The sequence below is a fragment of the Cryobacterium sp. BB736 genome (genome assembly GCF_014980265.1).
In the GTDB taxonomy this organism is placed as follows: domain Bacteria; phylum Actinomycetota; class Actinomycetes; order Actinomycetales; family Microbacteriaceae; genus Terrimesophilobacter.
This window is the reverse complement of the sequence record NZ_JABXWQ010000001.1, coordinates 258,910-284,569: the sequence shown is the minus strand read 5'-3', so window position 1 is coordinate 284,569 and position 25,660 is coordinate 258,910. Positions and strand designations below refer to the sequence as shown.

Sequence of the window (25,660 nt, the reverse complement as noted above, 5' to 3'; positions counted from 1 at the left end):
TCATGACCCGTGGCACACCCAGCGAGGTGAGCGTCGATGACATCCGGTTCCTGCTGGCCGTCGCGCGCACCGGCCGGCTGGTGACGGCCGGCTCGCTCCTCGGCGTCGACCACACCACGGTGCGGCGGCGCATCAGCCGCCTCGAGCAGTCCCTCGGCACTCGCTTGCTCGACCGCGGCGCCGACGGATGGGAGCTCACCGCCATCGGCCGCGAGATCACGTCCCGCGCGGCAGGCATCGAGCAGATCGTCGAGCAGGTGCTGGCCGCCGCGTCGGGCGGCGCCGGCCGGGCGCTTGGCACGGTGCGCGTGGTCGCTCCGGATGCGTTCGGTGCGGCGATCGCGGCACCCGCCCTGACGAGGGTGCGGGATGAGCATCCGGGCATCACGATCGAGCTCGTCACCTCGACCCGTCCGCTCAGCCTGCGCAGCTCGGGCTTCGATCTGGCGGTCACCATCGGCGGCGCCTCCAGCGTGCACCTGCCGCTCGAGCCGCTCGCCGAGTACGCGCTGCGCCTCTATGCGTCGCAGTCCTACCTGGACGCGCATCCGCCGATCCGCTCGCTCGCCGACCTGCACGCGCATCCGCTTGTCTACTACGTCGACGCGCTGCTGACGGTGCGCGACCTCGACCTCGTGCCGGTGCTCGGCGGCCACGTCGGATTCGGGTCGACGAACGTGTTCGCCCAGCTCGAGGCGACCCGTCGCGGCGCCGGGATCGGCCTGCTGCACGCGTTCATGGCCGAACCGGATGCGGCGCTGGTGCCTGTGCTGCCGCGTGAGGTCGACATCCGGCTGCAGTACTCACTGGCCGGCCGCCGCGACAACCTCATGCTCGAGCCAGTCGCGATCGTGCGTGAGGCGTTGCACCGCGAAGTGCGGGAGCGCAGCCACGAGTTGGTGCCGCCCGTGCGCTGAGGCGTGCACAAACGCACACGCACAGTGCGCCTTCTCTCCTTGAATGCAGACTCGCGGCCGAGCAGACTGGGTGCAAGGCACTTCAATGACGAGAAAGCACGGTTAGTGATGACCATCCTCAACCACTGGGTTTCCGGTCGCCCGTTCGAGGGCGAATCCACCCGCACCGCGCCGGTGTTCAACCCGGCGCTCGGCACCAAGTCCAAGGAGGTGCGGATGGCCACCGCTGGCGATGTCAGCGATGCCGTCGCCTCCGCTCAGGCCGCCTTCCCGGCGTGGGCAGAGACCTCGCTCGCGAAGCGCCAGGCGATCCTCTTCAACTACCGCGAGCTGCTCAACGCCCGCCGCGACGAGCTCGCGCAGATCCTGACCTCCGAGCACGGCAAGGTGCTCTCGGATGCGCACGGCGAGATCTCGCGCGGCCTCGAGGTCGTCGAGTTCGCGGTCGGCATCCCTCATCTCCTCAAGGGCGAGTACAGCGAGAACGTCTCCACCGGCGTCGATGTCTACACGACGCGCGAACCGCTCGGCGTTGTGGGCATCATCAGCCCGTTCAACTTCCCGGCGATGGTGCCGCTGTGGTACTTCCCGCTCGCCATCGCGGCGGGCAACACCGTGGTGCTGAAGCCGAGCGAGAAGGACCCGAGCGCATCCGACTGGCTCGCCCGTCTCTTCACCGAGGCCGGTCTGCCTGAGGGTGTGCTCAACGTCGTGCATGGCGACAAGGTCGCGGTGGATGCGATCCTCGAGCATCCGGACGTCAAGGCGATCTCGTTCGTCGGCTCCACTCCGATCGCGAAGTACATCTACGAGACCGCGGCCAAGCACGGCAAGCGCGTGCAGGCGCTCGGCGGCGCGAAGAACCACATGCTGGTGCTTCCGGATGCCGACCTCGACCTGGCCGCGGACGCCGCCGTCAACGCGGGCTTCGGCTCGGCGGGCGAGCGCTGCATGGCGATCAGCGCGCTGATCGCGGTGGACACCATCGCGGACGAGCTCATCGCAAAGATCGGCGAGCGGATGAAGGGGCTGAGGACCGGCGACGGGATGCGCGGCACCGACATGGGCCCGCTCATCACGCGCGAGCACCGGGACAAGGTCAAGAGCTACATCGACTCGGTGAACGGTGACGGCGCCGAGCTGGTCGTCGATGGCCGCGACCCCGAGGTCGACGGCGAGCCGGACGGGTTCTGGCTCGGTCCGACGCTTATCGACAAGGTGCCGGCGACATCGAAGATCTACCAGGACGAGATCTTCGGCCCGGTGCTGTCGGTGCTGCGTGTCGGCAGCTTCGAGGAGGGTGTCGAGCTCATCAACTCGAGCCCGTACGGCAACGGCACCGCGATCTTCACCAACGACGGTGGTGCCGCGCGGCGCTTCCAGCGCGAGGTGACGGTGGGCATGGTCGGCATCAACGTGCCGATCCCGGTCCCGGTCGCGTACCACTCGTTCGGCGGCTGGAAGGCGTCGTTCTTCGGCGACACCAAGGCATACGGCCCGGATGGGGTGCGCTTCTTCACCCAGGAGAAGGCCGTGACCCGCCGCTGGCTCGACCCCTCGCACGGCGGCATCAATCTCGGGTTCCCCGAGCACAACTAGGACTACCTCTGACGACAGGGCCCTCGATTTCGGGGGCCCTGTCTCAGTTGTGGTGTCTCGCTCGGTTGGTGGCCTGTTATGCAGGACATTCCTTGTTGTGCAGGACATAGTCCCCGGAACGGCCCCGGATGCCTAGAAAACGGTCTCCTGAAGACCAAAAGTCCTGCACAACAAGGGTTATTCCGACCTAACTAAGCGCCATGCTCTGCCGCTCGGCGGCCGCGGTGAGGGCGCCGACGCCGATCGCGCCCATCCGCACCCCGGCGATCTGCGCGAGCTGCGCGACGTCGAGCGCGTCGTGCCGCTTCGCCGCGTGCACCACGATGGCCGCGCACGCTTCTGCGTCGGCGAGCGCGTTGTGGTGGTCGAAGTCCTCGAATCCGGCAGCCATCGCCGCGACCGGCAGTCGGTACGAGTCAAGGTTGTAGGTACGGCGCGCCACCTGCAAGCTGCACAGGTACTCGAAGTCGGGGCAGGCGATCAGGCTCGCCGCACACGCCGACTTGATGACGCCCATGTCGAAGCCGGCGTTGTGGGCGACCAATGGATCTCCGTCGGCGAAGGCAATCAGGTCGGGGAGTTGCAGCTCCCACAGCAGCGCGTCCGCGACATCCGTCGGCGTGATGCCGTGGATGCGCACGTTCCACTCGTTGAAGTGGTCGACACCCAGCGGAGGCTTGATGAACCAGCCGGTCTTGTCGACCACCTTGCCGTCGCGCACCTTCACCAAACCGACCGAACAGGCGGATGCCGGGCTCCCGTTAGCGGTTTCGAAGTCGATTGCGGTGAAGTTCAGTGCCATGGGCGCATCGTCTCACGGGCCTCGGACGCCACATGAAGCGACGCCCCGCTCACCTGCGGATCGGCGGCGGAACGGCGCCCCGATACGCAACGATGGTGTCGTGACGAAACAGCAACCGTTGTCCCAATCCTTCGGCCGGGCATCCGGCAGCTACGAGCGCGCCCGCCCGGGTTACCCGGAGGAGGCGGTCGCCTGGCTGCTCGATGACTCGCCGAAGCGTGTCGCCGACATCGGCGCCGGCACCGGCAAGCTCACCCGCCAGCTGGTGGCAGACGGTCGCGAGGTGGTCGCGGTGGACCCGGATGCCGAGATGCTGCGCAGCCTGCACGACGCGGTGCCCGGGGTCCCCACCTTCGTCGGCTCGGCCGAGCGACTGCCGTTGCCGGATGCGAGCGTCGACACGGCCCTGTTCGCGCAGGCGTGGCACTGGGTGGAACCGGTGGCCGCCTCGACGGAGGTGGGCAGAGTGGTGCGACCCGGCGGTCGGCTCGGACTCATCTGGAACGTGCGCGACGAGAGCGTCGAATGGGTCCGGCGGTTCGGCGAGATCTGCCACGTGAGCGTCGCGGAGCGCATGATCACGAACGGCGAGACCATCGTGCACGAACCGTTCGGCGTGCTCGAGGAGAAGACGTTCCACTGGGCCAAGCCGTTCTCGGCCGACGGCATCCTGGATCTAGCCCGCTCGCGCAGCTTCTACATCGGGGCGGACGCCGCAAACCAAGAGCGCATCGACCGCGAGCTGCGCGAACTGACCGACGCCCTGCCCGAGCTGGCCGACGGCGGCACCATCGACCTGCCGTATGTGACGCACGCTTACCGAGCCGTTCGCCTGTAGCGTCGGGGTCGAGGGGGGTCCGGATGCGCGCTCGCAGGCTGCTGGCGACGGTCACCATTGCGGTGGGTGCGCTGCTGGTGACCGGCTGCGTGGCGCCAATGGAACGCCCGCCGGTGTTCGACCTCTTCAGCAGTCCACAGCAGCCGGGTGACCGCCTGCCGGGTGAGCTCGCCACCGGGATGCGCCTGCTTCAGGGGACCTCGCGCCTGATGGGGGAGGTCGAAGGCTATCGCTATTACGTGGTGCTGGCGGCCATGTCTGTGGAGAGGCCGTACTGCGTCGCCGTCACCGACATAGGCGGGGCGGTGATGATGTTCACATGCGGGAGCGACTCCGTCGCCGCCGAGATGCAGCAGGGTCCTGGTTTCGTGTTCACAGTGGAGCCGCAGGCAGCTTCGAACGGCCTGGGCTGGTTGCAGCTGAACCCCCACTTCCAGGTGAGCAGACCGAAGTACCGCCTGGGAATGCCGCAGCCCGCGATCTTCGATAGGGAGCAGGGGGTTTGGGATCTTCTCGCCGACGACTCACCTTCACTGGACCATGTGGTGCCCGAATCGACGCGCATGCTTGGCGAGTTCATGGGATACCGCTTCTTCGCCGCGCGCTCGTCGCATTCGGCTGCGCAATTCTGCGTGATCCTGGCCTACGTGGACGGCCAGGAAATCTCGTCGATGTGCGGGGGCGGGATCCTCGGCTACGAGGGCGGCCAGGGCGAACCGAACTTCGAGTTCTCGCCGGCAGGTTTTCCGCCGGACATCAGTCGCCCGGGATGGTTCCTGCTGGGCGACCACCTGTTCATTGAGGACCCGTTCGCAAAGCCCTGACCCGCCGCACCGGTACGATTGACCCCCGTGGCTCTCACTATCGCGATCGTCGGTCTCCCGAACGTCGGCAAGTCAACCCTGTTCAATGCACTGACGAAGAACACGGTGCTCGCCGCGAACTACCCGTTCGCGACGATCGAGCCGAACATCGGCGTGGTCAACCTGCCCGACCCGCGTCTGGACACGCTCGCCGGAATCTTCGGCTCCGAGCGCATCCTGCCGGCCCCGGTCTCCTTCGTCGACATCGCCGGCATCGTGAAGGGCGCCAGCGAGGGGGAGGGGCTCGGCAACAAGTTCCTTGCGAACATCCGGGAGGCGGATGCGATCGCGCAGGTCATCCGCGGATTCAGCGATTCGGATGTCGTTCACGTCGACGGCGAGGTCGACCCGGCCAGCGACATGGAGACGATCAACACCGAGCTGATCCTCGCCGACCTGCAGACCCTCGAGAAGGCGATCGCGCGGTACGAGAAGGATGTGCGCGGCAAGAAGGTCGAGCCGGTCGTGCTGGAGACCGCGCAGAAGGCGGCCGAGGTGCTCAACGTGGGGACGTTGCTGTCGGCATCCGGGCTCGACATCGAGCCGATCCGCGAACTCGGCCTGCTCACCGCCAAGCCGTTCATCTTCGTCTTCAACGTCGACGAGGACGTGCTGATGGACGAAGGCAAGAAGAAGGAACTCGCCGACCTGGTCGCGCCGGTGAAGGCCGTGTTCCTGGATGCGAAGCTCGAGAGCGAGCTCATCGACCTGGATGCGGATGATGCCAAGGAGCTCCTGGAGAGCACCGGACAGAGCGAGAGCGGGCTGGACCAGCTTGCGCGCATCGGCTTCGACACTCTCGGGCTGCAGACCTACCTGACCGCCGGGCCGAAGGAGGCTCGCGCCTGGACGATCGGCAAGGGCTGGAAGGCGCCGCAGGCGGCCGGCGTGATCCACACAGACTTCGAGAAGGGCTTCATCAAGGCCGAGGTGATCTCGTTCGACGACCTGGTCGAGACCGGCTCGGTCGCCGAGGCGCGCGCGAAGGGCAAGGCCCGTATGGAGGGCAAGGACTACATCATGCAGGACGGCGACGTGGTGGAGTTCCGCTTCAACGTTTAGCAGCACGATCCTTTTCATCGGAAACAGCTCAACGAGTACCCCGGCCGCCCGTTCCTCATCTCAGGTCGCCGACCGGGACGAACGTGTAGCCGAGGTCCTTGATGCCGGTGACCGTCTGCTCGAGCGAGTCCAGGCTCAGGTAGGGATGGAAGAAGAAGCTGGCCGTGGACTCTCTGACGACCAGGTGCGCCTCGGCCCGTTGAATGATGGACTCCGGATCCCGGATGGCGTGGTTGTTCTGCTCCGTCTCGGTGATGTTGCCGAGGTTCTCCGGGTACACCGTGGTGCCGTAGATGTCGTGGACGGTGTACGGGAAGTGCTGGCTGTAGTAGGACGCCGGGGTGATCTCCTCACCCGAGATCATGCCGGCGTAGTAGTCGGACTGTTCGTATCGTGCGTCGTACACCTCAGCGATCGCGGCATAGGCGTTGACGGACGCCGCGTAGTGGGGAGTCTCGAAGATCGTCGGTGCGCCCAGGCCGGCGTCGATCATCACCTGCCGGCCGTGCTCGATCCGGGCGACGTGCTGCTCGACACTGTCCTCCGCGACCGGGCCGATCTTGGTGATGTAGGACTCGGCCTCGCACTCCCTGAACTCGTGGGGCGGCCGGGCGGTGTCCGTGCAGCCGTACTGGTAGAACTCGTAGTCCTCGCCCGTTCGGCCGCTGTACGGATTGTCGAGGGTGCCGTACTGGTGGCTGGTGCCGTGCTGGATGAGGGTTCCGCCCCGGGCCTGCATGTACTTCAGTGCGTCGACCACTTGCGGGGTATCGAGCAGGCTGAGCCCGTACCATCCGTCCTTGTCCGGGGTGCGGGCCACGTGCACGGGCATGACTGCTACCTGGAAGGGCACCCCTGCATCGTGCAAGTAGTCGGCGACCTTCCGCAGATCGTTGGGATCGGCTTCGGGGCCTACATCCTCCAAGCGCAAAGCAGCTTGCCGCACCGGTTCCGTCCCCGGCGCGAGCAGGTCGTAGTACAGATCCGAGAAGATCAGATAGAGGTCGTTCTGGTCGATGTAGTTGAGGGGCACCTCGGCCAGGTAGGTGAGGTGGCCTGAGCGGACGGCCCAGGCCGGTGCCGTCGTCGATGGTTCGCCGGAGACGTCACACGGAACAGGGTGCTGCGGGTCACCGCATACGACAGTCGCGAGGACCTGGGCCTTGCCCGGGTCCACGACGCGCGGACTGTAGACGGTGTCGGAGTTCAGTTTGTTACGGTGCACGGAGCGGTCCTCGTAGGAGACGGCTTCCACCTGCTCGGTGGTCACCTCCAGAGGGGCGGTGGGGTCCCAGCCGTACCGGGACACGAAATCCTCGGTGGAGTCCGGCTCGTAGCCGACGAGGTCGTCGATGTTCTGCTCCACCCAGAGCACGGGCACGGTGCCCTCTCGGACGTCGGTGAGGAAGGCCTCCGGCGGGGAGGCTGAGTAGTCCGTTCCGAGGTAGACGACGGCGTCGAAGTCCTCCATCGTGTCCGCGGTGTAGTCGCCCACGACCGCGACCTCGGCCTCGCCGAAGTGCGTGGCCAGGTTCCCGGCGGCAATGCCGTAGAGCTCCGCGTCCTCCGGAGCGGTACCGGTGCCGTCGTAGAGCACCAGCGTGCGCGCCCCGCCCGGTCGGCCGAAGCGCGGTGAGAACGTGGCGGTCTTCCCCTCCGACACGTCGGCTCCGGATTTCGTCACCGTCGTGTAGCGCTGAGCCAGCGGTGAGTTCTCCCCGTTGACGAGGCTGTCGTCGGTGAGGCCGAATACGGCGCCGGCGGCGACCAAGGGCAAGGAAATCAGGGCGGTCACCCACCCCATGCGTCCTCTCCTCGACAACTGGTACTGCTTCTCCATGGCTCTTCCTCGGGGTGTGGGTGACGACGGCTTCGTGGACCGGTGTGAAGCCCGCGTGCGGCGGTTCTCAGGCGACGGGGACGGCTGCTGCCCAGTCATGGAACTCCTGCACGGTGTCGTCGTGTCCGTAGTGGCGGGCCAGGGCCCGGACCGTCCGCTCGGCGGCGTGACCGTCGCCGTATGGATTGAGCGCCCTCGCCATGCGCTGGTAGGTCCGTTCGTCCTCGATGAGGGTGGACACCGCGTCGACGATTTCTCCCCACGACTCGCGGCGGTGTGCCGTCACGAGCACCACGGGACGTCCGGCCGCCAGTCGCGCGGGGTTCTCGATCCTCGGCCGGGAGGCGACGGTGATGAACAGGGCATCGATGACCGAGTTGCCCGTCACCACGATCGAGCCGGGAGTGATGTTGTCCCGGTCCGGGACGATGCCGAAGGACTGGTTGACCTGGTCCAGCATCTCGCGGTGCTGGCCCGTGACGACCACGCGGACCTCGAAGCGCGGATCGTCGCGCAGCGCGATCACGAGAGGTGCCATCTTGATGGCCTCGGGCCGTGTGCCGTAGATCGCCATGACGGAGATGGGCGTCCTGGAGGATGAGTGAGACATAGGTTGCTCTTCGTGCGATTGGTGTCCGGTGGGAGCCCGAAGGCCTTGGTCAGTCGGGGGCGGCGTCGAGGATGTCCAGGTCGGTGAAGCGGACTCTCGCGTCCTCGGTGTACAGGCCGATGGTTCCGCCGCGGTACGGTCGTTCGTCGTCGGTGATGGTCGCGAGCTCCCGCCCGTCGACGCTCACCGTCATGCGGGGCCAGTCGTGCTCCACGCGCACGCGATAGTCCTCGCCGATGGGGAACTGCGGTTCGGAGCCGGTGGCGATGAACCGCTGGTTGCCGGGGTAGGCGGGATCCTGCTTGGAGATCTCCCACCCGTTGGGCTTGAGCGCCACGGCGTAGAAGTGCTCGTCGTCGCGGAGGTTCCACAGCACCCAGCCCACCTCCCAGACGTTGGGCGGGCCGTCCCGCACTTGGGCCTCGGTGTGCACCGTCACCTCGAAGGTGGGGTCGGTGTAGGAGCGGGTGGTGTGCACGAGACCGCCGTGGCTGATGTCCGCGGAGACGGCCGACCGGGGATGGAGCACGACCTCGTCGTCGTGGCCCGAGGCCTCACCGTACCCGGTGTACATCACGGTCCACCGTCCGATGACCTGCCCGTCCGACCAGGGGCCGGTGTGGCGCTGGCCCAGCCCGACGGCGGCGGCGATGGAACCCACGAGCAGGATCGTGGCCCCGAGGAACAGTGCTGTCCTCATGCCGGTGCCCTCAACGGGTGGTCCAGCTTCTGCGCGGCCGAGTCCTGGTCGTCCGTGGTCCGGTCCGTCTTCGCCCAGGAGTTTCGGCCCGCGAGGGAGCGGAAGGCAGCTTTCCACCCGGCGACGTACCAGAGGACGACGTAGCCGACGTAGACGTGTAGGACCACGAGGGCGCTCAGCGGCCCGAAGCCGTGACCGCGTTCGTGGTGCCAGTAGACGGCCCCGAACATCAGCGCGGGTCCGAACGCCAAGGCGTAGGCCGAGACCCACCACCACGAGAAGTCCACGGACCCCGTGACGACGCCGATGCCGATGCTGACGATCCACAGCAGGAAGGCGGCGCTGAGGAAGGAGGCGAGCAGGAGGAGGTAAGGGCTGGTCAGGTGGTAGAGCAGGTCTACGCGGCGCGCGCCGGTCAGGTCCCGCAGCACCCAGGGGACCAGCGTCCAGGACTGCAGGTGCCCCTGGAACCACCTGGTCCGTTGTTTGACCCAGCGCCGGGCGTCCACGAGACCCTGCTGGTGCACGGCCGAGGTGGAGCAGAATTCCATGTTCCACCCCCTGATCAGCAGTCGCACGCCGAGGTCGAGGTCCTCGGATAGGCTCCTGGACCAGGGGGCGGGGCCGAGGCTGATGAGGGCCGAGAGCCGCACGAACTGCCCGTTGCCACCTAGCCCCACGCTCCCCAGGTGCCGGCGGCCGCGTTGGAAGATCTCTGTGTAGAGCACGAATTCGATGTCCTGCATCCGGGCCAGCAGGTTCTGGTGGCGGTTGTTGATCCGGACGCCGATCTGGACGGCGCCCAGCCGGGGATCGGCGAAGAGCGGCATCACCTCGTCCAGGGCCTGCGGCTCCATCATCCCGTCGGCGTCCACGACGCAGACGACGACGTCCGAGGCGTCGGTGTAAGCGCCGAGCGCCCCGGAGCGGATGTGCCGGATCGCCGCGTTCAGCGCTTCGCCCTTGCCCTGCCGGGCGCTCGGCAGCCGTCGTTGCAGCAGGCTGACCCGGGGATCGGGGTGGGCTCGCACGATGGCCGCTGTGCCGTCGTCCGAACCGTCATCGATCACCAGGACCTGCATCCGCGGGTGGTCCATCTCCACGAGCCGATCGAGACTTGCGGCGAGGACCCGCTCCTCGTTGAGACAGGGCACCACGAAGATGACGGCTTTCTCGGCCGCGGTTCCTGGGAAGGTCACCGCTCGACGTCGCGCGTACGCCGGTTCGAACCGGGACAGCACGAGCATCAGCACACCGTACAGAACCGACAGGAGCACCAGGCTCACGGCCAGGATCAGGACGAAGTCGATGCGCTGACCGTACAGGATCATCATGGTCTTTGTTCCCTACGCCCGTGCTCCACGGTGGTCGGCCTTGGAGTCGACCTGCCACATCGGCGTCGCGGCCGCGGAGCGCCCGACGCGGCCGGCCTGTTGTGCGCGAGGCGCCGGCGGTCGGAGCGAGCCGTGCTCAGAAAGCCTGACACCACGACGGCCCCGATCATGAAGAGCACGTAGGACAGGAACAACGTCATCGAGACCATGAGCAGGAATCGTCCCCCCAGGTGGAGCGCCGACTGTGCGGCCTCCGCCCACATGAACACGCTCATGGGCATGACAAAGTACGGCATGTGAGGTGCTCCGCCACTGCTTCTCGAGCGGGGATGGCGAGCCTGACTGCCCCGGATGGCCCTCGGCAAAGAAGAAAAAGGAACACGGTCTGCCTCCAAATCACAAACGGCTTGGGATTGTGGAGGTTAGTTCCGGAGCCGTGACACACGCGTGACTGAGGCGTGACTGAGGCGTGACTGAGGCGTGATCGCCGGCTGGAGCGTTCGTTCTAAACAGGCAGGGCAGTCTGCAGGGAAAGCTCAGGGCTACGTGTTACTACTCCTGCGCCTCGGCCAGTCCTTGGTACCAATCGGTCACATGCGCAAGGACGGTGTCCAGGTCAGCGGCATAGCTCGTTGTCGCCTCGGAGTCATCCTCAGTCCGGGAGGAAAAGCGGGCCCGGAGCGGCTTCGCGTGCTCGGCTTCACGCCACACGTTGATCACCAGAGTGCCCAGGTTACTGGAAACTATGCCGCCGTCTGACGCTTCCGAAGCTGATTCGTCTGTCAAAGATTTGCTCCTGCTAGTCGTCGATACAAGGCAGCTGCTTGACAGTCACCGTGTCGGTTAATTCCAACATCAAGTCTTATCATGGAACCTGAAGAAGCAGGCTCCTGCGCGACACCGATATAACACCTTTCGCAAGCCTTTCCATAGTTTCGTAAATGTCCGCCGTCTCCATTTCCATTGGCTGGCTGATGCGGTACTTTGTCTCAAACAAGTAGAAGAGACGGACTAGAAGCGACGCTTGCCTGCCAACGGCGGCAGAACGAGTGCGCTGATGAGCTAAGCAGTGCTCACCATCGCCGGCGTCCCTTGAGGGGGAGCCGCAGGGTATGTGGACTCACGCGAACTTCTTTTTACCCCGTGGACGTGATTCAGCCCTTGTTGGGAAACGGTATGGCGCAGGACAATGACGGACAGTTCAAGTTAAATCTTCTTCAGTGCTTCCAGCTGTGGCGGGACGGGACAGAAATCCGCGTCGCGTCACGGCAGCAACGGTTGATAGCTGCCTTGGCCATCTATGGCCCCCGGCCCCGTCGTTATTACAGCGGACTTTTGTGGCCGGACAGACCCGAAGCACGTGCAATGGAAAGTCTGCGAACATCCGTCTACTTGACATCCAGCCAGGTTCCGGGGCTTTTGGTAAACGACGGCCAAGTGCTGTCTTTGTCAGACCGCGTCACTATTGACCTGCACGATGTGGTCAGTAAGGTCAAGCGTCTTGGCGAATTTGGCTCGGAGTTATCGGACGATGCTTGCCTCTCGTGCCTGCACTGCGGAGATTTGCTGCCGGGCTGGTACGACGACTGGGTGTTTGTGGAGCAGCAGCGGCTGCGGAACGTACGTCTGCGCGCATTCCTTATGCTGGCCCGCCGCTGGATCGACGAGGGCGACGTTCACAAAGCTGTCGAAGCGGCCGAGAGCGCCCTCGAGCTGGAGCCGCTGCATGAAAGCGCCGTCGCGCTGCTCATCAACGCGGAGCTGAAGGCGGGAAACCGTGCCCGTGCTTTACGCACATTCCAGGCTTTCAGGACCAACTTGGCCGTCGAGTTGGGAATAGAACCATCAGAGCACCTCGCGAGAGTTGCTGCAGGTATCAATTGAACAGAACGTAAAGTCCACCGACCACAAAAAGGCACGCTGGAGCCTTCTCATCATCAGTAGACATGCCCAAGCCTAAGCTGCTCATGAACAGTTGTGCCCGTAGCTTCATCAACACGGCCGCGGGCACAACGTCCCAGCAGCCTTATCCTTCCCACACGGCCGGTCGACTCAAGGCCGACAGCGAGGAAGCGGTCGACAAGTAACCAGGGCAGCAGGGGTTAGTCAGCTACTACGGAACGTGGTGGAGTTCCGTCACGGAAAAGTGTGACCTGCCGAGCGGAGCCGCTTCGGCAAGTCGCTAGTGCCAGCTGGCATCAGGGCGTGACGGCGGCCAGGGCATAAACGACTTCGACAGCACGGTCGACAAGTCAACCGATGCTGGCTGCGGCTCCCAGGGAAGTTGTTTCTTGTTAGCGTCTACGTCCCAACCAGACCACGGCGCAGCCGACGAATAGAACCAGCGCACCGACGGGCAATGCCGCAGAAATACGGCCGGTTACTGCCCAGCCCGCCACTCCCGCGACGACGGTCACGCCCATAACGACAAGAGGCAGCAGGGTCGCTGGCTTCGGCTCATTCTTTGTTTCCGGGTTAGCCATGAGATTCCCGTCAGTTGATGAATGGGAGGGTATCGGTAACGAACATCACCATAGTGGCGGGTGACATCGCCCAGTTCATCTCACTCCTGCTCTGCTCTTGACGAGCCGATATGCCCGGAAAGGCGGCGAGGACGGCGACGTGGTCGAGTTTCTTTTCTCACGTGCATGACGGTTTGCAATTCGAATGCGTGGTTGCGGGCTCCTTGGGCAGCAGGATGGGTGGTGACTAGATTGCGACCCTGCGGCGGAGGACCAACAGCCCACCGCCGACAGCGAGCAGCAGCCCACCAATCAGCAGGGCAGGCGCCGGACTGTCCGAACCGGTCTTCGGCAACGGGATGACCACCGCGATGCTGTGAGTGCCCGGTGTGCCGTCCGCATTTGTGAACGAAAGCACCAGGTTGTGGTTTCCAGCCGGTGCGTTACCGGGGATGGTGACCGTGCCGTTCACCGTGCCGTCGAGGGCGGCAGTGAAGGTTCCCAGCAGGATCGGGTTGGAGTGCAGGTGCACCGTGACGGTGCTTCCCGGCAGGAGACCTGACAGTGCGATGTTCACTGACGAGCCGTGCCGCACGGTGGAGCCGTTCTTCAACACCCCACCGGAAGCGGCAGTGACGTTCACCGACGCTGGGGTGCCCGGCTTCGGTGCACCGTTGGCGGCGACCGCAGCAACGAGAGTCGAGTTCGCGGACGACACCTCAGTCGAGGTGACAGCTTCGACCGGGTTCGCCGCCCTTGCGAGGAGCGCCTCCGCCGCGGTGACACCGGCGGTCACGGCAGCCCACTGGGTGGCCGTGTAATCACCCTCATCAAGTGCCTTCGCCGCGGCGACTGCGTCGATCAGTGCGCCGATGCTCACAAGGCTGGATTCGTACCCCTGCAAGCTGGCGATGAAACCGGCGACGTCCCCTTCGGTGAGGCTGTGGTTCACCAGAAGGTCAACTACCGCGTTGCGGTGATCGTCGAGCGCAGCAGCACTGTGGGCGCTGTACCGCGACTTGTCCAACCCGTCAACGCGGATCAGCACCGCAGTGAGGGTACGGATGTCGACGATCTCAGCGCGTTTCGCCCAGTACCTCGGGACCCAGTTGCCGTCACCGTTGGTGTCCACCTTCGCAGGGTCGGTGGAGTCGGTGATCATCCGGTCGATCTCCGCTTCGATCGCAGCGAGCTCACCGAACGTCACCGGCGCGTAATGTGCCGGTGTCAGCGACGCGAAGTCAGTGGCAGCAGCCAGCAGCGGTGCCATCTCCAGCAGGCCGGCTTCTGCGGCGTAGAAGTCGTTCAACGCGTCGAACACCTCATCCCCGGCGATGAACTCACCGGCGAGGTCGCGGACCGCGAACGCTTCGAGCACAGCGACCGTTGCCGCAAACCGCGCCCAGGTCGCCTCCCCGTAGTCGGCTTCGTCCTTCCAAGCCACGGTCTGGAGAACCTCGTGAAGCCATCCGCTGTGCTCGAGCGCAGCCTCAGTGTCAATGAGGTTCTGCGTGGCAGTGGCGACCGCAGCCGCAGTCGCGTTGGGGAGGTCAAGGAGGGCAACCGCCGCGTCGCGAGCAGCCTCGAACCGAACCCACCCGTGTGTGAGGTAGTTCGACCGGGTGTGGAACATCGCGTTGTTGGTGACACTGCGCAACCCGGACAGGTCAACAAGGCCGTGGCGGTAAATCTGCAGGCTGGCGATGAGGCTGTCCACGTCAGCTTGCCAAACATCGAAGCTTGGGTTCGCAGCGTCTGAGAGGAGCAGTTCCGTGTCCTCGAGCGCGGCAGACAACATCGACCAGCTGACATCAGTAAAGTCACCCGTCACGGATGCAGCGGCGTGAACTGCCCTGAGCGCGGACAGGTCCACGAGAGCGTCCTGCGCTGCGACGAGGGCATCCTTGTAAGCGTCCACGGTCGCCTGCAGAACGCCGATGCCGGAGGTCGTCGCATCGGTGAGGAAATCGGCCGTCAGGTAAAACTGTGACTCAAACGCAGCCCAACTGGCCGCGGTGTAGTCACCGCTCCTCCAGGCAGCGTCGTACACGGCGCGGAGAGCTGACAAGTCCACCAGCGCGGCCTGCGACGCATTCAACTCGATGGTGTACTGGTCGATCTGCGACTGGTCTGCGTGGTTGCGTGGGTTGGCAAGCCGGTCAAGGGTGTCCCGCGCCTGCACGAGAGCGCTTTCATGGACACCCCAGCTGTGAGCGGGGTGGCCGTACTTCGTAGCTGACGCGTATGCCGACCGAAGCTGTGAAAGGTCGACGAGAGCACCGACGAAGTGGTCGAGCTGGGTGTACGCGTCCAGGACCGCTGCGTCATCGGTGGGGTAGTACTCGAGCACGGTCTCCGCGCCGAAGATCGAGTGCTCGAGGTTCCTTCTGGTCTGTTCTGTGTAGTCACCGTTAACGAGCGTCTCAGCGTGGGCGATCAGGGCAGCCAGGTCGTCGGCGGGTGCGGCCGCGGCAGGAGCGACACCAGCGAACATCAGCGCGCCGGCAAGGGCGGCAACTGCCGCCTGCTTCAGGAGGCGCGCGAGGGTGGATCGCCGCTCACGGCGTGTGCTCGGGTGCATCTGTGTCCTTGATGTTGGGCTCTGTCAGACACCACACGTGGCCCGGTGCCATCTGCGGTATATTGGCTCTTCGGATAAGGGTAGTTCAACTCACGAACCGCCCAGCCCAACCGCATGGCCCCAGTTCTGGCGTCCCGACGGACGGCGACGTGGTCGAGTTCCGCTTCAACGTGTAGTAGTCAGGGCCGCTTCAGCGTGCAACGCGGCGTTTCTATCGGCCATCTGGATAAGGGTTGGTGGTCCGCTCCTGCCAACGAGCCGTCGGCCGAGGTTAGGCTCCGGGAGCAACTGAGTTGCGCCCGTCTGGATGTACCGGAACTATTGCGCGTATGACACAGAACGCGGCATCAGCGGCGCCGGTGTGCACCTTCTGCGCCATCGTCGCCCGACAGGGCGAGGCAAGTGTGGTGTATGAGGACGAGACCATTGTGGTCTTCATGGACCGGTACCCCGTCACGCCTGGCCATCTTCTCGTCGTGCCACGCAGACACGCGATCGGCTTAGAAGATCTCGATGAAGCCACTAGTGCTCACGTCTGGTCAGTCGGTCATGACATGGCGCGAGCCTTGCGACGCTCTAGCCTGCGCTGCGAGGGGATCAACATCTTCCTCTGTGACGGCGAAGCCGCCTTTCAGACGGTCTTCCACTTCCACCTTCACATCATCCCCCGTTACGCAGGAGACGGCTGGAACGTCAATCCCGAGTCGGGGGAGGAGCGGGAGAGGTCGCTCCTCGACAGCGATGCGCAAGCGATAAAGAACGCCATCCCGTCGCTGACAGGCAATAAGGGCTTCCGTCGGTGACTGATAGCCTCGAACCGTGACCCGGCTCAACCGTTCTCTCCCTCTCTACGGGGATGACATGAGCCGTCGCGACTTCAGATAGGTGAGGGCGCTCGCGTCCACCATCCACTGTTCTGAAGTCATGGGGTCATCTTGTCCGAAACGCTTGATGTAGTCGCTACGTCGTGGGGTCTTGTAATGGCCCTCGCGCCAATCCTCCAGATCCGCGTCATCGTCCGTAACCGGGATGCCGGTGGCACGTCGCCTGCCTGGGTGTGCATCCTTCTGGTCGGGTTCCTGCTCTGGTTAGCGTACGGCATCGTCAACGGAGCCCTCCCGCTGATCATCGCCAACGTCGCCGCGGTGCTGACGGCGATTGCGCTGCTCATCACGATGTACATCTACCGCCGCCGAGTCGCGCCCGCCCGCGAGGGGGCACCAGATCATCGCTGAGTAGGCCTGTCGAGCTTGAGCGGCAAGGGGGGTGCGCAGGCGTCGCCTTCGCGCGACATTGGGGGAGTAGGGTCATCACCATGGGAGGCAAATCTCCGGGTCGGCGAGTCATTCGGCTCGTTCCCGTTTTAGTGACCTCCCTGCTCGTCGCGTCGACGCTTGCGTCGTGCGGTGGGGAGCTACGTGATGCCGCATCGTTGGTGGCTGAGACGAGTGCCGGAATCTCCTTTGTCCGCGACCGCGGCGCGGAGGCGGTCATCGACGACGTTCGCTACGAGGGTGTACTGACCGTCGGGGATGATGGGTGCCTGTACGTCGAGGTGGTGGAGGGACCGGGCGATCTGTATCGGGTGGTGGTCCCCCGGGACGTGGAAGTGACGGCAGGATCGGTGGCGGCCGAGGATGGTCCGGAGTATCGCTTTGGAGAGCCGATTCACTTCGCGCGTAGCTATGCGCCGTATTTCGATGAGGGCGTTTTCGGAGACTCCGGGTGCAACGGCTCCCTGGAACTCTTCGGTGTGTCACGGCCACGGTAGAGCCGCCCGCCCCACATTTCGCGGGCGAGTGTCACAGACCGGCGCCGCCCGGTGTCTCCATGTTGAAGGACACAATCCATCGACACATTGGAGAAAGAAATGACCGGCGACACCCGCGTCCCCCTGACCGAGATCAACGGCGTGTTCGGAGCGCTCGTGAAGTTCGCGGCCCGCAAGAAGATGGGCTTCGTACCCAAGTCCGTCGGCGTGCTGTGGCACCACAAGTCCGTCATGAAGGACGCTATGGGCATCGGCGGCAAGGTCGAAAAGTGGGGCGAGCTCGATCAGAACCTCGCATCGTATGCCGCCATGGCTGCGGCCGCGACGATCGGCTGCAGTTTCTGCCTCGACTTCAACTACTTCATGGCGCACGACCGTGGACTCAACGAGGCGAAGGCACGCGAGGTGCCGCGCTGGCGGGAGGCCCCAGTCTTCACCGCCACCGAGCGCAGGGTGATGGAGTACGCGGAGGCCGCGAGCCAGACGCCGCCGGCGGTGACCGACGAGCTGTCGGATGCCCTCCTCGCTGATCTCGGTCCGGCCGCGCTTGTCGAACTCGCCGCGCGCGTTGCCTTCATGAACATGTCCGCACGGATGAACGTCGCGCTCGGCATCCACTCCGAGCAGTTCGCGGATGCGTGCGGTCTCCCGCCGCTTGCCGTTCCGTCAACCGCCTCGGACGCCGCGTAGGCTCCAGGCATGGTCGGCATCGCGCACGCCGGGGACGATCCGTTCGTCGTCCACCGGAGGCTCCTGTTCACCGTCGCGTACGAGCTCTTGGGGTCGGCCGCGGATGCCGAAGACGTGCTGCAGGAGTCCTGGATCCGCTGGTCGGCGGTGGACGCATCCGAGATCCGTGAACCGCGCGCCTACCTGGTGCGGATCGTGACGCGCCAGGCGCTCAACCACCTGCGCACGGTGACGCGGCGCCGCGAGGAGTACGTGGGCGAGTGGCTGCCGGAGCCGCTGCTGACGAGTCCGGATGTCGCGGACGACGTCGAACTCGCCGAGAACCTCTCCATCGCGATGCTCACCGTGCTCGAGACGCTCGGTCCGGCCGAGCGCGCGGTCTTCGTGCTGCGTGAGGTCTTCGACATGCCGTACGACGAGATCGCGGATGCCGTCGACAAGTCGCCGGCGGCGGTCCGGCAGATCGCACACCGGGCCAAGAGCCACGTTACGGCGCGGCACCCCCGCGTGCGCGTGGTCCGGTCCGAATTTGAGGAAGTGGTAGGCCGGCTGGTCGCCGCCCTCAACACGGGCGATCTGCAGGGCCTCATGGATGTGCTCGCCCCCGACGTGGTTTCCGTTGCCGACGGTGGAGGAAAGGCACGCGGCGCCGCGCAGCGGCCGATCGTCGGCGCCGATCGGGTGGCCCGATACGTCATTGGCGGGATGGCGAAGGCCAAGGGCGCGCTCGCCGCGGTCATGACGTGGGTGAACGGCGAGCCCGGCATTCGGATGGAGCTGGATGGGCAACTGCTCGGCGTCGTCAGCCTCGCCATCGAAGACGGGAAGGTCACGCGGATTTTCTCGATCGCGAACCCCGACAAGCTTGGCCGACTCGAAGTGGAGGCGGCCGTCAGCCGATGACGGCGCCGGTCTCTCGCTTCACGACCGGGAGCACCTCGGTCATGAAGAGCTCGAGGGACTCGTTGATCATCGGCCAGGGGAGGTTGCCCACGTCGATCTGGCCGAGGAATCGGTCGATCCCGAGCAATTCCACGCGTTTCATGATCTCGTCGGTGACCTGCTGCGGGCTGCCCACGGGCAGTCCGCGCTCGATCCAGTGATCGTAAGCATCACGCGGAAATACCGTGCCTCCGGTCAGGCCCATCTGCCGCATGTACTCGGCGTAGTAGGGATAGAAGGAGTCGCGGGCGCCCTGTGATGTCTTCCCGATGAACATGTGCCCGCTGGCTCCCAGTCGCAACTGGGCAGGGTCGTGTCCGGCCTGCTCGGCCGCGCGGCGGTAGAGCTCGACGCGCGGGACGAATTGCTCGGGTCCGGTGAAGAAGCCCATCATCATGGGCAGTCCAAGCAGGCCGGCGCGCATCGCGGATGCCGGGGTGCCGCCGATCGCCACCCACACCGGCAGCGGTTCTTGCTTGGCGCGCGGGACGATCGATGCCTGGTTCAAAGAGGGCCGGTGCTTTCCCTGCCAGGTGAGAGTGTCGTGTTGGCGAATCTCCAAGAGCATCGAGAGCTTCTCCTCGAAGAGCTCGTCGTAGTCGGCCAGGTCATAGCCGAAGAGGGGGAAGGACTCTGTGAAGGCGCCGCGCCCGGCGATGATCTCGGCACGGCCGTGCGAGAGATGATCGAGGGTGGCGTACTGCTGGTACACGCGAACGGGGTCCTGGCTGGAGAGAACCGTGACGCCGCTGGTGAGGCGGATGCGTTCGGTCACGGTGGCCATGGCGGCGAGGACCATCTCGGGGGCCGACAGCGCGAAGTCGGGTCGGTGGTGCTCGCCCAGGGCGATCACGTCCAGTCCGCCGCGGTCGGCGTTCTGCGCCAACTCCACGAGCTGGTCGAGGCGCGTCGTCACATCCGTGGTCGCCTTGCCATCCGGATGCTGGTTGATCTCGCCGAAGGTGTAGATACCGAGTTCCATGGATCGTCCTTTTGTCTTTGGGTGGTCGGTGAAGGTCTCTATTGCGCTTTCAGGAGTCGCTCAACGCGCGGCTTGACCTCGGTTGCCAGCAGCGTGAGTGATTCGATGAAGTGTTCATGGGGCAGCCCACCGATGTCGGTTTGCAGGAAGTGGCGCATTTGCCCGAGGTGGCCGTGCAGGTGAACGATTCGTTCGGCGACATCGTCCGGGTCTCCGACGTAGTAAGCGCCGGGGGCTTCCGCTTGAGCGAGGTAGGCGCGTTTGTCGGGTGCGGGCCAGCCTCGCAATCGACCCATTTCGACATTGAGGTTGTTCCAGCCGGGGTAGAACCGGTCAAGCGCTTCGCCCTTGGTTGGGGCGACCAGGCCGAGGGCGGCCACAGAGACCTTGGCATTCTCGGCAGGATGGCCGGCTTGGGCGGCCGATGCCCGGTAGAGCTGGGCCAGCGGGGCGAAACGGTGAGGGGCCCCGCCGATGATGCCGTAGGAGATGGGCAGTCCCAGGCTGCCGGCGCGGGCGGAGGACGCGGCGTTGCCGCCGGTGGCCAGCCAGATCGGCAGCGGGCCGTTGACCGGTCGGGGCACGACAGCGAGATTGGCCAGAGCCGGGCGAGCGGTACCCGCCCAGCTGACGTGTTCGGTTGTGCTGTCGTTGATGGTCATCAAGAGCTGGAGCTTGTCGGCGTACAGCTCGTCGTAGTCGGCCAGGTCGTAGCCGAACAGCGGAAAGGTCTCGACCGAGGATCCGCGCCCGGCAGTGATCTCGATCCGTCCGCCGCCAGAGATGGCATCGGCGGTGGCGAATTGCTGGAACACACGCACCGGGTCATCAGTGCCGATGATGCTGGCCGCGCTGCCGAGGGTGATCTGCGTGGTCGCCGCCGCCGCGGCGGCGATTAGTGTCCCGGGCGAGGAGGCCGGCATGCTCGTGGTGTGGTGCTCACCGACGCCAAAGTAGTCCAGGCCGACCTTGTCCGCGTGGACGATGGCCTCGAACAGGTTCCTGATCGCCTCGGCGGTCGGCCGCGGCGTGCCGTCCGGGTTCAGTGGGGTGTCGCCGAAACTGTATGCGCCGATTTCCATGGGGTTTTCCTTGCTGGTTTTGATAGTGCCGCGCGAGCTTGTCGCCAGAACGGATGTCAGGAGGCGGAGGAGGCCAGGGCGGCGGCGAGCACTGCGTGGAGCTGGTCGGCGGTGTGGGATCCGTTGAAGATCTCCGTTCCGGGCTGAAAGGCTCGCCCAGCGCTGAGCGGTCCGGCATCGACGGGGTCGTAACCAAGCCGGTCCAAGTACGCCGCCACCATCCGCTTGGCGTGGTCGTCGTCACCGGCCAACGCAAGAGCGCGCCGGTCGACGGCCCCGGCCTTCTTGCCGTCTTCCTCTAGCTCGTGATAGCCGATGTGGTTCAGCGACTTGACCAAGTGCGCCTCGGGCAGGAACGCTTGGATGATTTCACTGCTGGTGCGCGGATCATTCTCGAATTCATCGATCAGTCCATCGACTGGGGCCCAGTAGTTCATCACGTCGATCACCGTCTTGCCAGCCAACAGCCGCGGGTTCAGGGAGCGGTACTTATGCAACGGGACCGCAATAACCACCAGGTCCGCGTTTACCGCATCGGAGGCCTCGACAGCGCGCGCGCCCGGGGTGATGATGTCAACCAGCATCGCGATCTCCTCGACGGGTTTGGTCGTCGCGATCTTCACCGGATAACCGGCCCTTAGGGACTGGCGGGCGACGGCGGTGCCGACCCGCCCGGCACCGAGGATGCCGATACTTCGCGGGCCGGTAGCGGCGGTGTTCATGTGGAGACCCCTTCAAAACATGCTGGCGCCCGACTAGTCGGCGCGACTCCGTCTCAAATAAAATATGTTGTGAAACAGACTATCTCAGCGCAAGATGATCTGTCGAACAGCACATGGTGCAGTATCATGAGCACATGACGACCAGTCGGCTCTCCTCACGCAAACCCTTGGCAGCAGCGCCGCCCGGGGATCTGGGCTGGAATCTGGGCATGGTCCTGCGCGGCTATCACGCCCGGTTCGAAGAAGCAGTCGAAGGGATGCCGGGTGGAGTTCGCGGCTACCAGGTGCTCTCGACAGTCGTCCACCGCGACCCACCGAACCAGCAAGCGCTGGCCGCGCATCTGATCATCGACCGCACCGTTTTGACCTACCTGCTGGACACCCTGGTCGAGGCCAAGGTTGTCGAACGGACCCCGGACCCCGCTGACCGCCGTTCACGCAAGATCGTGGCCACTTCCCACGGAAGGAAGCTGCTGGATCGCTACGAAGGGCGTGTCGAGGCAGCCGAAGCCGAACTTCTCGCCGGACTCAACGCAGACGACGCGGGAACCTTGGCGAGACTGCTCAGTGGACTCGCAATGGACGTGCACCGCGCACAGCCCAACTCCAATCCCTGCGAAGCCATTGACTATCTGCCCTGAGCAAGAGGGGTGCGGACATGCGGCGCTGGGTTCGCGCTCAGCATCCCGTACTTGACTCGCGGCCCGTGAGTGACCTCGACGATGAGGTTCCAGGAGCGGAGGGATCGAGAATGATTGAGAAAGCTGACGCCCAGGAACTGCTGGTGGATTTCATCATTTCGCTGGACGGTTATGCATCGGCGGAGGGCTGGCCAGGATGGTGGGGGCTGCAGGGCCCGGAGTATCTGCGCTGGCTCGCCGAGCAGCCCGAGAGGGACTGGACGCTGCTGATGGGAGCCAAGACCTACCGTCAGATGGCGGGGTTTGTCGCTCTACGAGACGATCCGGAGGCAGGCTTCTCCGCGGAGGAGGAGGCATCCATCGAGGAGGTCGCCGAGGCTCGCAAGGTGGTCTTCTCTTCGTCATTGAAGCAGCCGCTGGCACTGCCGAACACCGAGGTGATCAACGGAGATGCAGTCGAGGCCGTAGCGGAGCTGAAGCGAAGCGGCGCCTCACCGATGCGCACCGTCGGTAGCCTCAGTGTGTGCCGGGCGCTCCTGGCAGCCGGCCTGGTGGACCGATTCCGGGTGGTCCTGTTCCCTGTCATCACAGGCAAGACCGGGAGCGAGCGCATCTACGACCAGTATCCGGATGTCGCTCTCGAACTCGTGGAGAGCCGGACGTTCGACGGCCGGCTGCAGCTCCTCGAATACGTGCCCACCGTGCTGGCCGCCCCGCCCGGAGCAGCTGCGGCGTGACGTGGTGTGGACATGCTGCAAATCGCTATCATCGGGGTCCCGTTCGACGGGTACGGCCGTGCAGCGAACCAGACTTTGGCCGCCCAGGCCATCAGGGACGCAGGAATCTCGGCCGCGTGGGCACCGCTGGAAGTCGTCACTGACGAAGACATCCTGCTGCCAGCGCAGAGTCCCGAGCGCGGGACTGACACGACGCTCGTCAACGAATCTGCTCTGATCGCCATGACCCGGGACCTCACGGTCAGGGTCGCGGGGGCGGCCGCATCCGAAGCCTTTCCCTGCGTCATCGGCGGCGACTGCTCGTCCCTTCTCGGCATCGTGGCCGGTGCGGTGGAGACCGCCGATGGGGTCGGTCTGCTGGTGCTCGACGGCCACGAAGACACCATGCCGCTGGACGTGTCGGAGGACGGCGAAGCGGCGAACACCGAGATCGGCCTCCTCCTGGGGTTGACCGGCAGGACGCTGCGCGGTCCACTAGCGGCTCTGCTGCCCAGCGTTGCCCCGGGCAGCCTCGCCATCCTGGGCCCCCGGGATGACGCCTGGCGACGGAGATTCAACGTGGCCTCGGCTGCCGGCCTGGGTGCCTACGTTCGGGATGCGACGGCGGTCGCCTCCCAGCCCGGACAGGTTGCTCGCGAGGCCGCCGAGTTCGTTACGCGCTCGAACCAGCGCTGGTGGATGCATGTCGACCTGGACGTGCTCGACCCCGAGCACTTCCCCGCCCAGGGAGTGCCGGACGTTCCCGACGAACCCGGCGGGCTCAGCCCGGATCAGCTGTCCGCGGTCATGGCATCAGCCGCGCGGCATACGGGGCTCATCGGGATCAGCCTGGTCATCTACGACCCTGCCCAGGATGCCGACGGAGCGTGCGCGCGGACGATCATCCGCTTGGTTCAGGACTTGGCCCAGGTGCTAGCAGGCAGCCGTTAGTCCCAGACGGTAAAGGATTCACGCCGTCGCCAGGTCACCCGCGTTGGGTGATGCCTGTCCCAAGTTCGCGAGCGAGGTTCTTACTTAAGCACCCGCAGACAAGGGAACGACGTTGACGGCTGAAACGGTTCACACGGCAATTGAGCCGGCCGACTTCCTGCGGCGACGCGAAGCGGGGCGGGCCGCGCGCGGCCGAACACCCCGGTCAGCGCAACGCGATTGGGGAGACGCTGCAACACGGTCCGATCCGGTAGCGCTGCTCGAGCTGCAGGAGACCACGCGCGTCCCGGAGCTTCTACCCGTGCGGCACACACGAATGATGGTCTCCCCGTTCACGTTCTACCGAGGTGCCGCCCTGCTCATGGCCGCCGATCTCGCCACCGCATCCCACAGCGGCCTCACCGTCCAGCTATGCGGCGACGCGCACCTCTCGAACTTCGGCCTGTTCGCCTCCCCGGAACGGCAGTTGGTATTCGACATCAACGACTTCGACGAGACCCTCCCCGGACCATTTGAGTGGGACGTCAAGCGGCTCGCCGCCAGTTTCGAAATCGCCGGGCGACACCGTGCCTTCTCGGATGCCGAACGTCGGGCACTCGTGCTCGCATCCGTTCGCGCCTACCGCGAGCAGATGCGCCGCGCTGCCGATGCCTCTGTGCTCGACGCGTGGTACGACCGGCTCGACGCCCAGCAGATACAGTCGTGGCTGCTCGGCGAACGCGACGCCAAGCGCGCAGGCAGCCGACAGCTCAAGGGCTGGGGCGACATCGTCACGAAGGCTCGGACCAAGGACCGCCTGCGGGCATTCTCCAAGCTCGTGACGGTCGAGGATGGACGGCTGCGAATCAAGGCCGACCCGCCGCTCGTCGTGCCGGTGGAAGATGTCGTGGCGCAGCACCAGGCAGCGGACGACATCGAGGACCGTATGCACGAGATGCTGGCGTCCTACCGCCAGACACTGCTCACGGGGCGCCATCCGCTGGCCGAATACACGTACGTGCACATGGCCAGGAAGGTCGTCGGGGTGGGCAGTGTCGGCACGCGATCGTGGATCATCCTGCTGACCGGCAAGGACAACTCCGACCCGCTGTTCCTCCAGGCGAAGGAGGCGGGCGCTTCGGTGCTCGAGGGCTATCTGGGGCCGAGCGAGTTCTCCCACCATGGTGAGCGCGTGGTCAGGGGACAGCGGGGCATGCAAGCCGCGAGCGACATCTTCTTGGGCTGGCAGCGGGTTCGCGGCGACGATGGCATCGAGCGGGACTTCTACGTCCGCCAGCTGCACGACTGGAAGGGTTCGCTGGATCCCGAGGCGATGATGCACCGGGGCGCGATGCTGTACGCGCGTGTGTGCGGCGAGACCCTGGCGCGCGCGCACTCGCGCACCGGCGATAGGGTCGAGATCGCGGCTTACCTCGGAAAATCGGATGCCTTCGACGAGGCGATTGCGGACTTCGCCGAGTCGTACGCCGACCAGAACGAGAGCGACTACCGCGCGTTCATCGCGGCAATCGATTCGGGACGCCTCGCCGCCCCCGCCGCCGTTCAGTAACGCGCT

General features: G+C 65.4%; 25 protein-coding genes. 15 read left to right on the top strand and 10 right to left on the bottom strand.

The window, feature by feature from the left end; translation table 11 throughout:
- The first annotated feature begins 2 nt into the window (after window positions 1-2).
- Window positions 3-917, top strand: a complete 915-nt coding sequence (locus IRG63_RS01335) for a LysR family transcriptional regulator (RefSeq protein WP_168628072.1) — start codon at window positions 3-5, stop codon at window positions 915-917.
- Between the two features lie 108 nt (window positions 918-1,025).
- Complete coding sequence (locus IRG63_RS01330; protein WP_193508977.1) at window positions 1,026-2,516, top strand: CoA-acylating methylmalonate-semialdehyde dehydrogenase; 1,491 nt, start codon at window positions 1,026-1,028, stop codon at window positions 2,514-2,516.
- Window positions 2,517-2,703: 187 nt separating this feature from the next.
- Here IRG63_RS01330 and IRG63_RS01325 read toward each other — a convergent pair whose 3' ends face one another.
- Window positions 2,704-3,318, bottom strand: a complete 615-nt coding sequence (locus tag IRG63_RS01325; protein WP_193508976.1) for a 3'-5' exonuclease — start codon at window positions 3,316-3,318, stop codon at window positions 2,704-2,706.
- A 100-nt stretch (window positions 3,319-3,418) separates the two neighbouring features.
- On the opposite strand from IRG63_RS01325, the gene IRG63_RS01320 reads away from it, so the two are divergent.
- From IRG63_RS01320 to ychF, 3 genes are read left to right on the top strand one after another with little or no spacing between them, the layout of a single operon-like run.
- Window positions 3,419-4,156, top strand: a complete 738-nt coding sequence (locus IRG63_RS01320; protein ID WP_370566148.1) for a class I SAM-dependent methyltransferase — start codon at window positions 3,419-3,421, stop codon at window positions 4,154-4,156.
- 23 nt (window positions 4,157-4,179) lie between these two features.
- Window positions 4,180-4,980, top strand: coding sequence for a hypothetical protein (locus tag IRG63_RS01315; protein ID WP_193508975.1), 801 nt, complete (start codon window positions 4,180-4,182; stop codon window positions 4,978-4,980).
- Window positions 4,981-5,007: 27 nt separating this feature from the next.
- Window positions 5,008-6,081 (top strand): redox-regulated ATPase YchF, encoded by a 1,074-nt coding sequence (gene ychF / locus IRG63_RS01310; RefSeq protein WP_193508974.1) that lies wholly within the window; start codon window positions 5,008-5,010, stop codon window positions 6,079-6,081.
- A gap of 55 nt (window positions 6,082-6,136) precedes the next feature.
- Here the strand turns inward: ychF and IRG63_RS01305 are convergent, their stop codons facing one another.
- The 5 genes from IRG63_RS01305 to IRG63_RS01285 all read right to left on the bottom strand — a co-directional run bounded on the left by IRG63_RS01305 (window position 6,137) and on the right by IRG63_RS01285 (window position 11,351).
- A complete protein-coding gene (locus IRG63_RS01305; RefSeq protein ID WP_193508973.1) occupies window positions 6,137-7,885 on the bottom strand; it encodes a DUF2334 domain-containing protein in 1,749 nt (582 codons plus the stop codon).
- Between the two features lie 103 nt (window positions 7,886-7,988).
- Window positions 7,989-8,531 (bottom strand): hypothetical protein, encoded by a 543-nt coding sequence (locus IRG63_RS01300; protein ID WP_193508972.1) that lies wholly within the window; start codon window positions 8,529-8,531, stop codon window positions 7,989-7,991.
- 49 nt (window positions 8,532-8,580) lie between these two features.
- Complete coding sequence (locus IRG63_RS01295; RefSeq protein WP_168628061.1) at window positions 8,581-9,231, bottom strand: YfiR family protein; 651 nt, start codon at window positions 9,229-9,231, stop codon at window positions 8,581-8,583.
- Window positions 9,228-10,565 carry a glycosyltransferase family 2 protein gene (locus IRG63_RS01290; RefSeq protein WP_227411688.1) on the bottom strand — a complete coding sequence of 446 codons (1,338 nt, stop codon included), beginning with the start codon at window positions 10,563-10,565 and terminating at the stop codon, window positions 9,228-9,230. The genes IRG63_RS01295 and IRG63_RS01290 overlap by 4 nt, the downstream gene beginning before the upstream one ends.
- Window positions 10,566-11,117: 552 nt before the next feature.
- Window positions 11,118-11,351: a hypothetical protein gene (locus tag IRG63_RS01285; RefSeq protein WP_193508971.1), complete on the bottom strand. Its 234-nt coding sequence runs from the start codon at window positions 11,349-11,351 to the stop codon at window positions 11,118-11,120.
- A 363-nt stretch (window positions 11,352-11,714) separates the two neighbouring features.
- On the opposite strand from IRG63_RS01285, the gene IRG63_RS01280 reads away from it, so the two are divergent.
- Window positions 11,715-12,449, top strand: a complete 735-nt coding sequence (locus IRG63_RS01280) for a BTAD domain-containing putative transcriptional regulator (protein WP_168628059.1) — start codon at window positions 11,715-11,717, stop codon at window positions 12,447-12,449.
- Between the two features lie 825 nt (window positions 12,450-13,274).
- On the opposite strand, the gene IRG63_RS01275 is transcribed toward IRG63_RS01280, so the two are convergent.
- Window positions 13,275-15,608 (bottom strand): LPXTG cell wall anchor domain-containing protein, encoded by a 2,334-nt coding sequence (locus IRG63_RS01275; RefSeq protein WP_193508970.1) that lies wholly within the window; start codon window positions 15,606-15,608, stop codon window positions 13,275-13,277.
- Between the two features lie 329 nt (window positions 15,609-15,937).
- Here IRG63_RS01275 and IRG63_RS01270 point away from each other — a divergent pair, with 329 nt between their 5' ends.
- The 5 genes from IRG63_RS01270 (at window position 15,938) to IRG63_RS01250 (ending at window position 18,972) form a co-directional block, all read left to right on the top strand.
- Window positions 15,938-16,411, top strand: coding sequence for an HIT family protein (locus IRG63_RS01270; RefSeq protein WP_193508969.1), 474 nt, complete (start codon window positions 15,938-15,940; stop codon window positions 16,409-16,411).
- 132 nt (window positions 16,412-16,543) lie between these two features.
- Window positions 16,544-16,843, top strand: a complete 300-nt coding sequence (locus IRG63_RS01265; protein ID WP_227411687.1) for a SemiSWEET family sugar transporter — start codon at window positions 16,544-16,546, stop codon at window positions 16,841-16,843.
- An 80-nt stretch (window positions 16,844-16,923) separates the two neighbouring features.
- Window positions 16,924-17,379 (top strand): hypothetical protein, encoded by a 456-nt coding sequence (locus IRG63_RS01260; RefSeq protein WP_193508968.1) that lies wholly within the window; start codon window positions 16,924-16,926, stop codon window positions 17,377-17,379.
- A gap of 99 nt (window positions 17,380-17,478) precedes the next feature.
- Entirely contained in the window at window positions 17,479-18,069 is a 591-nt protein-coding gene (locus tag IRG63_RS01255; protein WP_193508966.1) for a carboxymuconolactone decarboxylase family protein, read from the top strand.
- Between the two features lie 9 nt (window positions 18,070-18,078).
- A complete protein-coding gene (locus IRG63_RS01250) occupies window positions 18,079-18,972 on the top strand; it encodes an RNA polymerase sigma-70 factor (RefSeq protein WP_193508965.1) in 894 nt (297 codons plus the stop codon).
- Here IRG63_RS01250 and IRG63_RS01245 read toward each other — a convergent pair.
- The 3 genes from IRG63_RS01245 to IRG63_RS01235 are packed head-to-tail and all read right to left on the bottom strand — an operon-like array spanning window position 18,962 to window position 21,797.
- Window positions 18,962-19,993 carry an LLM class flavin-dependent oxidoreductase gene (locus IRG63_RS01245; protein ID WP_193508964.1) on the bottom strand — a complete coding sequence of 344 codons (1,032 nt, stop codon included), beginning with the start codon at window positions 19,991-19,993 and terminating at the stop codon, window positions 18,962-18,964. The genes IRG63_RS01250 and IRG63_RS01245 overlap by 11 nt on opposite strands.
- Before the next feature lie 38 nt (window positions 19,994-20,031).
- Window positions 20,032-21,075 (bottom strand): LLM class flavin-dependent oxidoreductase, encoded by a 1,044-nt coding sequence (locus IRG63_RS01240; protein ID WP_168628050.1) that lies wholly within the window; start codon window positions 21,073-21,075, stop codon window positions 20,032-20,034.
- 56 nt (window positions 21,076-21,131) lie between these two features.
- Window positions 21,132-21,797 (bottom strand): NADPH-dependent F420 reductase, encoded by a 666-nt coding sequence (locus tag IRG63_RS01235; RefSeq protein ID WP_193508962.1) that lies wholly within the window; start codon window positions 21,795-21,797, stop codon window positions 21,132-21,134.
- A 134-nt stretch (window positions 21,798-21,931) separates the two neighbouring features.
- Between IRG63_RS01235 and IRG63_RS01230 the strand changes: the two genes are divergently transcribed.
- The 4 genes from IRG63_RS01230 (at window position 21,932) to IRG63_RS01215 (ending at window position 25,654) form a co-directional block, all read left to right on the top strand.
- Complete coding sequence (locus tag IRG63_RS01230) at window positions 21,932-22,438, top strand: MarR family winged helix-turn-helix transcriptional regulator (RefSeq protein WP_193508961.1); 507 nt, start codon at window positions 21,932-21,934, stop codon at window positions 22,436-22,438.
- Between the two features lie 110 nt (window positions 22,439-22,548).
- Window positions 22,549-23,175: a dihydrofolate reductase family protein gene (locus tag IRG63_RS01225; RefSeq protein ID WP_193508960.1), complete on the top strand. Its 627-nt coding sequence runs from the start codon at window positions 22,549-22,551 to the stop codon at window positions 23,173-23,175.
- A 12-nt stretch (window positions 23,176-23,187) separates the two neighbouring features.
- A complete protein-coding gene (locus IRG63_RS01220) occupies window positions 23,188-24,105 on the top strand; it encodes an arginase family protein (RefSeq protein ID WP_193508959.1) in 918 nt (305 codons plus the stop codon).
- A gap of 112 nt (window positions 24,106-24,217) precedes the next feature.
- Window positions 24,218-25,654: a DUF2252 domain-containing protein gene (locus IRG63_RS01215; protein ID WP_193508958.1), complete on the top strand. Its 1,437-nt coding sequence runs from the start codon at window positions 24,218-24,220 to the stop codon at window positions 25,652-25,654.
- Window positions 25,655-25,660 lie beyond the last annotated feature (6 nt).